At 66.3% G+C, this 7,729-nt stretch carries 7 protein-coding genes and 1 pseudogene; 7 read left to right on the top strand and 1 reads right to left on the bottom strand.

Annotated features, from left to right (window positions below; genetic code table 11):
- Window positions 1–292: pseudogene (locus JHD64_RS20515) on the bottom strand (hypothetical protein); the annotation flags it as partial.
- Window positions 293–701: 409 nt separating this feature from the next.
- On the opposite strand from JHD64_RS20515, the gene JHD64_RS20510 reads away from it, so the two are divergent.
- The 7 genes from JHD64_RS20510 to JHD64_RS20480 all read left to right on the top strand — a co-directional run.
- Window positions 702–2,021: a lysine N(6)-hydroxylase/L-ornithine N(5)-oxygenase family protein gene (locus tag JHD64_RS20510; RefSeq protein ID WP_199055385.1), complete on the top strand. Its 1,320-nt coding sequence runs from the start codon at window positions 702–704 to the stop codon at window positions 2,019–2,021.
- Window positions 2,018–3,235: an MFS transporter gene (locus tag JHD64_RS20505; RefSeq protein ID WP_199055384.1), complete on the top strand. Its 1,218-nt coding sequence runs from the start codon at window positions 2,018–2,020 to the stop codon at window positions 3,233–3,235. The genes JHD64_RS20510 and JHD64_RS20505 overlap by 4 nt, the downstream gene beginning before the upstream one ends.
- Window positions 3,222–3,818: a GNAT family N-acetyltransferase gene (locus tag JHD64_RS20500; protein WP_199055383.1), complete on the top strand. Its 597-nt coding sequence runs from the start codon at window positions 3,222–3,224 to the stop codon at window positions 3,816–3,818. The genes JHD64_RS20505 and JHD64_RS20500 overlap by 14 nt, the downstream gene beginning before the upstream one ends.
- Before the next feature lie 59 nt (window positions 3,819–3,877).
- Window positions 3,878–5,686 carry an IucA/IucC family siderophore biosynthesis protein gene (locus JHD64_RS20495; RefSeq protein ID WP_199055382.1) on the top strand — a complete coding sequence of 603 codons (1,809 nt, stop codon included), beginning with the start codon at window positions 3,878–3,880 and terminating at the stop codon, window positions 5,684–5,686.
- Complete coding sequence (locus tag JHD64_RS20490; protein ID WP_199055381.1) at window positions 5,676–6,458, top strand: siderophore ferric iron reductase; 783 nt, start codon at window positions 5,676–5,678, stop codon at window positions 6,456–6,458. Before JHD64_RS20495 ends, JHD64_RS20490 begins: the two co-directional genes overlap by 11 nt.
- On the top strand, window positions 6,442–7,209 hold the full coding sequence (locus tag JHD64_RS20485; protein WP_199055380.1) for an ABC transporter ATP-binding protein: 768 nt from the start codon (window positions 6,442–6,444) through the stop codon (window positions 7,207–7,209). The genes JHD64_RS20490 and JHD64_RS20485 overlap by 17 nt, the downstream gene beginning before the upstream one ends.
- A gap of 1 nt (window position 7,210) precedes the next feature.
- Window positions 7,211–7,729 (top strand): iron chelate uptake ABC transporter family permease subunit (locus JHD64_RS20480; protein WP_199055379.1); only part of this gene is annotated, 519 nt, incomplete at its 3' end.

The raw sequence follows: 7,729 nt of genomic DNA, 5'->3' as shown, positions 1-7,729 counted from the left end.
CGCTGATGGTGCGCGGTTTCTGGTCTTCGATCTGCTGGCGGGTGACGACCGATACGGCTTGCGGAATCTGCGCCAGCGGGGTGTCGGTCTTGCTGGCGCTCCTGCTGCTGCCCACCTGGTAGCCCTGGGTGGGAGCCAGGGCATCGGCGCGCTGTTCTGCGCTGACCGTTACCGTTTCCAGTGTGCTGCTGTCGGCGGCATAAGCCTGCTGCACGGCCAGTGCCAGTGTGGCCACACACAGGGTTCTCCCCAGCTGGTGGCCTGCTTGCTGGCGTCTGTTGCTGCTTGTCATCACGCATCGTCCTTGATTGTTCTGGCTTGCCGCGCCCGGCCCCTGCCGGGCTTGTGTCATGGCGGCATCGGCCATGCCTTCTGCGTGGGCAGGATGGCTGGCTGATGCGATAATGCTATTGATAATCGTTATCATTCGCAATATTATTGTGAAAATTCTGATTCGGGAGTGGGATTCATGAGCAAGCAACAGCACACCGCCAGTCGTGAGCAATGTGGCCTGTCCTGTAGCGGCGCAACGGGCCGGTGTTGCCCGCCGCGCCAGCCCTGACCGGCACACGGCCTGCACCCACTGCGGCCGTGGCCGGCCTCCCACCCGCTGGCCTGACCAGCACACGGAGAGCAAGCCGAATGAACCTGACTTTTGTCCTGCAAGCAGCAAGTGACGCCACGCGGCGGAGGATGGCGCGATGAATGGCAAGATTCACGATTTCGTGGCCATCGGCATCGGCCCCTTCAATCTGGGCCTGGCCTGCCTGACCCAGCCGCTGGAAGGGCTGGACGGTGTATTCCTCGACCAGGCGGCCGGTTTTGACTGGCATCCGGGCATGTTGCTGGAAAACGCCACCCTGCAAACGCCGTTTCTGGCCGATCTGGTGACGCTGGCCGACCCCACCAGCCGTTTCAGTTTTCTCAACTACCTGAAAAGCAGCGGGCGGATTTACGCTTTTTACATCCGCGAAGATTTCTTCATGCTGCGCCAGGAATACAACCAGTACTGCCAGTGGGTGTGCGCCCAGCTGGACAGCCTGCGCTGGCAGCGCCAGGTGGAGCGGGTGGCGTACGACGAAATCAACAGCCTGTATCAGGTGTATTGCCAGAACCTGGCCAGCGGCGAGCTGGAGCTGTACCGCGCCCGTCATCTGGTGCTGGGCACCGGCACCGTGCCGCTGTGGCCGGCGTGCTGCCAGTCGGTGCGGCAGCACGCCAGCCACTCGGCCAGCTATCTGGCCGACAAGGCGGCGCTGCAGCGCCAGCCCTCCATCACCATCATCGGCAGCGGCCAGAGCGCGGCAGAGATTTACTACGACCTGCTGCAGGACATCGACCGCTGCGGCTACCAGCTGAACTGGCTCACCCGCTCGCCGCGCTTTTTCCCGCTGGAATACACCAAGCTGACGCTGGAGCTGACCTCGCCGGAATATGTGGATTACTTCCACCAGTTGCCGCTGTCGCAGCGCGACCAGCTGCTGCAACAGCAAAAAGGCCTGTTCAAGGGCATCAATGCCAGCCTGATCAACGACATTCACGAACTGCTGTATCGCAAGCACCTGAACGGCACGCCGGACACCCTGCTGCTGGCCAATACCGCGCTCAGCGACTGCCGCTATGACAAGGCGCAGGGGCTTTTCCAGCTGGAACTGCAGCAGCTGGAGCAGCAACAGCGCTTCAGCCTGCAGACGGCCGGGCTGGTGCTGGCGACCGGCTATGGCTACCGCCAGCCGGCCTTCCTGGCGCCGATTGCCGGGCGCATCCGCCGTGACGAACATGGCCGCTTTGCCGTGGCACGCGATTACAGCATCGATGCCGAGCATCGCCTGTTCGTGCAAAACGCCGAGCTGCACACCCACGGCCTGTCGTCGCCCGACCTGGGCATGGCCTGCTATCGCAATGCGCGGCTGATCCGCAGCATCAGCGGTGTGGCGCACTACCCGGTGGAGCAGCGCATCGCCTTCCAGCAATTCACCGCGCCGGAGCGCCAGCCTGATCCGGAAAGACTGAGCGCATGAGGCGGACCTTGCTGACGCTCAGCACGCTGGCGGTGGTGGGCGATGCGGTACTGCTGCCGTTTTACCCGCAGTACTTCGCCAGCCGCTTCGGCGTGGCGGATGCCCGGCTGGTGGGCAACTATCTGGCCGCGCTATGCCTGGTGGTGATGCTGGCGCTGCCGCTATGGGCGCGGCTGGCGCGGCGGGTGGAGTTGCTGCGGCTGCTGCCCTTCACCCAGCTGGCGGCGGCGCTGCTGTGTGTTGCCTGCTATGCCGCCGACAGCATGCTGCTGTTCTGGCTGGCTTCGCTGGCCATGGTGGGCTGCAAATCCAGCTATCTGCTGATCTACCCGCGGCTGATGAGCCAGGCCGCGCCGCAGGAGCATGCCGGGCTGATCGGCCTGCTGTCGGTCATCGTCCATTTTGGCGGTATCGCCGGGGCCTTGCTGGGCGGGGTGTTGCTGGGCCTGTTGCCGGCCCGCCATGCCTTCTTGCTGATGGCGCTGGCCGATCTGGCGCAGATGGGCTTGTGCCTGTGGCTGCTGCGCGCACCGCTACCGGCCTTGCCAGTGGCTGCCGCACCGGCCAGCAGCGCGGGCGAGCCCGCGCCGCAAGCGGCTGGCGGCCTGTGGCGGCTGGGCTTGCTGATGCTGCTGTTTTACTGCAGCGCCTATCTGGTGCGTGGCTTCTTTGCCCTGTACTGGCAGCAGCAAAGCGGGCTGGACAACAGCACCTTGGCGGCGGCGGTGTTTGCCTTGCCGGCGCTGCTGGCCTTGCTTGGCCTGTGGCACAACCGGCGCCGGCAGCGGCTTGCCCGGCCAGCGGCCGGCAGTACCCGCAGCCTGCTGTTGCTGGGGGCGGGCGGCTTGCTGCTGCAGGCGCTGCCACAGCTGCCACTGCTGCTGCAGGCGCTGCCACAGCTGCCACTGCTGTTGCTGGGGCGCTGCCTGTTTGGCTGGGCCTTGTTCCAGCTGACGGTGCGGCTGGATTTGCAGCTGTTCCGCCTCAGCACCCCGCTGCATTACGCCCGTGACTACAGCCGCATCAATCTGTGCCAGAACCTGGGCGTGCTGCTGTCGTCCAGCGCCGCTGGTGCGCTGGTGGCCAGTTATGGCCTGGCAGCGCCCTTTGTGGCGGCGGCGCTGGGGCTGCTGCTGTGCCTGCTGGCCTATCCGCTGTTATTGCCCGAGCAGCGGCCACCCTTTCCCAAGGAGTTTGCTGATGAGCACGCCTGACCTTGCTCCGCTGTTTTCCCGTCAGTTTGCCGGCATGGGCGAGTTCCGCCTCTATCCGCTGCAGGTGCCGCAAGACATGCCCCTGCTGCACGACTGGGTGCGCCGTGATTACGCCCGTTACTGGGGCATGCAGCAGTGCGATCTGGCGGCGGTGAGCGCTGCCTATGCCCAATTGCAGGACAGCGGCCATGCCCAGGCACTGCTGGGCCGGCTGGACGGTGTGCCGGCCTTTCTGATGGAGCGTTACGACCCGGCGCACGATGTGCTGGGCCGGCACTACCCGGTACAGCCGGGCGATACCGGCATGCATCTGCTGCTGGCCCCACCGCTGCCGCCGCGCAGCGGTTTCAGCCGGGCGGTGATGCACACCGTGCTGGCTGCGCTGTTTGCCGACCCGGCCGTGGCGCGGGTGGTGGTGGAGCCGGATGTGCGCAATGACAAGATCCACCGCCTCAACCGCCATGCCGGCTTTGTTTATCAGGGCGAGATCCAGCTGCCGCACAAGCGCGCGGCGCTGGCTTTTTGCAGCCGGGCGCAGTTTGCCGCGGCCTGCGCCGCCGCCCAGCCGGCTTGTGCCGTCTGATCGCCCATCATTCCGGCCGCCGCCCCTGTGCGCTGTGCGGCCGTCACGCAAGGAACACCATGCAAACGCCTAGCCATCAATATCCGCAACAACTGGTTCAACATCTGCAGCCGGCCATCTGGGCCAAGGTCAACCGCCTGCTGCTGCGCAAGGCCATTGCCGAGTTCTCCCACGAACTGTTGCTGGCTCCACAATTGCAACAGCAGCAGGGCGACTGGGGCAGCTACCGCCTGCCCATCCCGGATGGCAGCGGGGAATACACCTTCCGCGCCCGCGTGCTGGCGCTGGAGCATTGGCTGATCGATGCCGCTTCGCTCAGCCGCAGCCTGCACGGGGCACCGGCTGCGCTGGACGCGCTGGCCTTCATCATCGAATTCAAGGCAGTGCTGGGCATTGGCGACGACATGATGCCGGTGTACCTGGAAGAGATCAGCAGCACCCTGTATGGCAGTGCCTACAAGCATGCCCGCGGCGGGCTGAGTGCCGAGGAGCTGACCCGCGCCGATTTCCAGTCGGTGGAAACCAGCATGATGGAAGGCCACCCCGGCTTTGTCGCCAATAACGGCCGCATCGGCTTCGATGCCGTCGACTACCCGCGCCATGCGCCGGAAGCTGCGGCACCGCAGCGGCTGATCTGGCTGGCGGTGCACAAGTCGCGCGCCACCTTCTCGTGCGCGGCCGACCTGGACTACCAGCGCCTGTTGCAAGAAGAGCTGGGCAGCGCGGCGCTGGCCGGCTTTGCCCGCCAGCTGGCCGCACAGCAGCTGGAGATGGACGACTACCTGCTGATGCCGGCCCACCCCTGGCAGTGGTTCAACAAGCTGGCCATATCCTTTGCGCCGGAAGTGGCACAGCGCCATATCGTCTGCCTGGGCTATGGCGAGGATGCCTATCTGGCGCAGCAGTCCATCCGCACCTTCTACAATATCAGCCAGCCGCAGCGCCGCTATGTGAAAACCGCGCTGTCCATTCTTAATATGGGCTTCATGCGCGGGCTGTCGCCGTATTACATGCTGGCCACCCCGGCCATCAACGACTGGATCCGCCAGCTGGTGGACAGCGATGCCTACCTGCGTCAGCAAGGCTTTGCCATCCTGCGCGAAGTGGCCTCCATCGGTTTTCGCAATCCCTATTTCGATGGCGGCATCAGCAAGGATTCGCCCTACAAGAAAATGTTGTCGGCGCTGTGGCGCGAAAGCCCGGCGGCCTTGCTGGGGCCGGGCAAGCGGCTGATGACCATGGCCGCGCTGCTGCATATCGATGCCGCCGGGGAGTCCTTGCTGGCGGCGCTGATCCACAGTTCCGGGCTGGATGCGCGCAGCTGGGTGGCGCGCTATCTGCAAGCCTATCTGGCACCGCTGCTGCACTGCTTCTATGCCCACGAACTGGTGTTCATGCCGCACGGGGAAAACCTCATCCTGCAGCTGGAAAACAATATCCCGCAGCGCGCCATCATGAAGGACATTGCCGAGGAAGCCGCCATCCTCAACCCGGATGCCGCGCTGCCGCCAGCCGTGGCACGGCTGGCGGTGAAGGTGCCGGAGGAGATGAGGCTGCTGGCCTTGTTTACCGATGTGTTCGACGGCTTCTTCCGCTATCTGGCGGCCATTCTGGATGAGCACTGCGGCCTGCCGGAGCAGGCGTTCTGGCAAGAGGTGGCCCAGTGCGTGCGCACTTACCAGACGCAATTCCCGCAGCTGGCCGCGCGCTTTGCCCGCTACGACCTGTTCATGCCGGAGTTTGCCCGCTCATGCCTGAACCGGCTGCAACTGGGCAATAACCAGCAGATGCTGGATCTGGCCAATCCGGCCGGCAATCTGAAGTTTGCCGGCACCCTGCGCAATCCACTGGCCAGCCATGCCGTTTGACGCCACAGCCGCAGGTGAGGGCGGCAGGCTTGGGCAGCTGCTGGCGCAGCTGTCTCAGGCGCTGCCCGGTCTGGATGGCCGCATAGGCGAGGCCACCGCCGACGAGTTTGCCCTGGCGACGGCCGGCCCGGCCATTGGCCAGCTGCTGCAGCATTTGCGCAGCCGGCATCCGGAAGCCGGCCCGCATTACTGGGGCTGCCGCAGCTGGGGCCTGCTGCTGTGGCAGCCGGCTTACGCCACCGTGCTGGGAGTGGAGCTGGCGGGAGCCCTGCCGGACTGGAGCAGCATGCAGCAAGGTTTGCTGCCCGGCATGGTGGCCGGTTTCTCCCTGCCGGCGCAGCCGCTGCGCCATGGCCCGGCGGCCGGCCTGCGCCAGCCGGCGGCCGCGCAGCTGAGCGCCATCGCCGCCAGCGTGCTGCCGCAACTGGCCGCGCAGCAGCCCTTGCATGCCAAGCTGGCCGGCCGCCTGCTGGCCGACTGCGTGGTGGCGGCCTTGCTGCTGCTGCAGCGGCTACAACCGGCACGCGACAACGCCGCCATCGAACAATTGACCGGGCAATGGCTGGCGGCACTGGACTTGCCGCAGGCCAGCGGCGTGTGGCCGGTGGCGCTGGACAACGGCGGCGAGCGGCTGGCGCTGGCGCGGCGTGCCTGCTGCCAGCATTTTCGCCGCTGCGATGGCGCCCTGTGCAGCACCTGCCCGAAATTGTCTGCCACCGCGCGTGTGGCACAGCTGAGAAAGGAGTGGTCGCAGCATGCTGACCCTGCGTGATATCCGAGTCGAGCGGCAAGGCCGTAGCGTATTGCAACTGCCGGCCTTGCAGCTGGATGGCCGGGCTTTCACCGTCATCCTGGGGCATAACGGCTCCGGCAAATCCACCTTGATGAATCTGCTGGCGCGCCAGTTGCAGCCCGATCAGGGACAGTTGCACTTGCATGGCCAGCCGCTGAACCGGCTGTCGGCGCGGCAGTTTGCCCGTGCCGTGGCTTATCTGCCGCAGCGCCTGCCCGAAGTGGCCGGCCTGACCGTGGCCGAGCTGGTGGGGCTGGGGCGCTATCCCTGGCGCGGTGCTTTCGGCCGCTGGAGCGCACAGGACAGCGCCATCGTGGCCGAGGCCATGCGCGCTGCCGACGTGACCCAGCATGCCGCACACGAGGCCGAGCTGTTATCCGGCGGCGAACGCCAGCGCGCCTGGATCGCCATGCTGCTGGCGCAGCAGTCGCCGCTGTTGCTGCTGGACGAACCGACTTCGGCGCTGGACCTGGCGCACCAATACCAGTTGATGGGCCTGCTGCGCCGGCTTAACCGCGACAGCGGCCGTGGCGTGGTGGTGGTGCTGCATGACATCAATCTGGCGGCCCGCCATGCCGACCGCATCATCGCCTTGCAGCAAGGGCGGCTGTATTTCGATGGCTCGCCGCTGGAGCTGCTGCATTCGCCGCGCCTGTCCGGGCTGTACGGGGTGGATATCCAGCTGCTGCCACAAGCCGGCCAGCCCTGTCCGGTAGCGGTGGTGGCCTGAGATGTCAGCCGTCATCACCCTGTTATTACCTGCCACCGGGCGTGGCTGGCGCTATCCGCTGGCGCTGTGCGGCCTGCTGGGCTTGCTGTCGCTACACCTGTGGCTGGATGGCGGGCTGCCCCCGGCCGCGCAGTGGGCGCAGCTGTGGCAGGCACCGGTCGATTTCAACGGCCTGCAATTTCACTATGCGGCCTTGCCGCGTGCGGCCATGGCCCTGCTGGTGGGCGCGGCGCTTGGCTTGTCCGGCAGCGTGCTGCAACAGCTGACCGGCAACCGGCTGGTGTCGCCGATGACGCTGGGCCTGTCGGCCGGCGCCTGGCTGGGGGTGGTGCTGGCCAGCATCTGCCTGCCCGGCGTGCTGGCGCTGCACCCGGCCTGGCCGGCGCTGGGCGGGGCCATGCTGGCGCTGGGGCTGGTCTTGCTGCTGGCCGGGCCACAGGGGCTGAACGGCTTGCCGCTGGTGCTGGGCGGCATGGCGGTCAACCTGCTGCTGGGGGCGCTGGCGACGGCGCTGGTGCTG

Origin of the sequence: Aquitalea sp. ASV15 (assembly GCF_016429115.1) — a bacterium.
Taxonomy (GTDB): Bacteria; Pseudomonadota; Gammaproteobacteria; order Burkholderiales; family Chromobacteriaceae; genus Aquitalea; species Aquitalea magnusonii.
This window is presented reverse-complemented; position numbering and strand designations above follow the sequence as displayed.

Coding starts and splice junctions, on each gene's coding strand:
- JHD64_RS20510 (WP_199055385.1), top strand. CDS start 702: ATGAATGGCAAGATTCACGATTTCGTGGCCATCGGCATCGGCCCCTTC.
- JHD64_RS20505 (WP_199055384.1), top strand. CDS start 2,018: ATGAGGCGGACCTTGCTGACGCTCAGCACGCTGGCGGTGGTGGGCGAT.
- JHD64_RS20500 (WP_199055383.1), top strand. CDS start 3,222: ATGAGCACGCCTGACCTTGCTCCGCTGTTTTCCCGTCAGTTTGCCGGC.
- JHD64_RS20495 (WP_199055382.1), top strand. CDS start 3,878: ATGCAAACGCCTAGCCATCAATATCCGCAACAACTGGTTCAACATCTG.
- JHD64_RS20490 (WP_199055381.1), top strand. CDS start 5,676: ATGCCGTTTGACGCCACAGCCGCAGGTGAGGGCGGCAGGCTTGGGCAG.
- JHD64_RS20485 (WP_199055380.1), top strand. CDS start 6,442: ATGCTGACCCTGCGTGATATCCGAGTCGAGCGGCAAGGCCGTAGCGTA.